Raw genomic sequence first — 762 nt, 5'->3', positions numbered from 1 at the left:
GCAGCCACAGTCAGTTTGATTACGCCGTTAGGTTCAACTTGGTATAACACAGATACTTCCAAACGGGTGATTGCGAGATTGTTTATTGAAGGTGAAAACGTGACTTCTTATCTGTCACCACAAGCTTTTAATTGGCAAAAAATTAATATGGACGGTACCCGTGATATTGGGTGGGAAGCTGACCATGCAAAAGATGGTTATCAAGTTACGATTGAACCACCATTTGTCGGGACACTATTAGTCACCATTGATGATACTTATGTGAAAGATGAGGCAGAGATGTGGATTGATACCAGTAGTTCAGCTGACGGCTCTTGGCAGAAGCTTTGGGAAACTAAAGATGCCGCCAACAAAGATTTTAACGGTGATCAGCATATTGGGGCCTTACAATTTTCATATTTATTAAGTGATGGTTCGGTGTTGTCTAGTTATCACTATTCTAAAGACAAAAACCATTCAGATTGTGAATTTATTAAATGGAACGCTGATGGAACATTACAGAGCATGATGTTTGTAACTGGTGGTGGCCATTGTGGATCGTTCGGCTATGATGAAAGTTCCAATACGATTTATACAGAAATAAAAGATCCAATTGATGGGAAATATTATTTGGTAACAATGGCATACCAAGCCAATACAAGTGCTAGTAATATAACCAAGTGGTGCCAAGTAAAACAATATTTTCGAGTTGCAGTTGATTTGAAAAATAATCTATGGCTGGGAAGCACGACGAGTGGGAAAGTGTATGTTTGTCAAATTAGT

At 38.7% G+C, this 762-nt stretch carries 1 pseudogene; it reads left to right on the top strand.

Annotated elements, in window-relative coordinates:
* Nucleotides 1–762: pseudogene (locus CBI42_RS10985) on the top strand (phage tail spike protein); the annotation flags it as partial.

It is taken from the genome of Streptococcus sp. KR (assembly GCF_002238115.1).
Classification (GTDB): Bacteria; Bacillota; Bacilli; order Lactobacillales; family Streptococcaceae; genus Streptococcus.
Note: the sequence above shows the minus strand (reverse complement) of the source record. Positions and strands in the feature narration are given on the sequence as shown.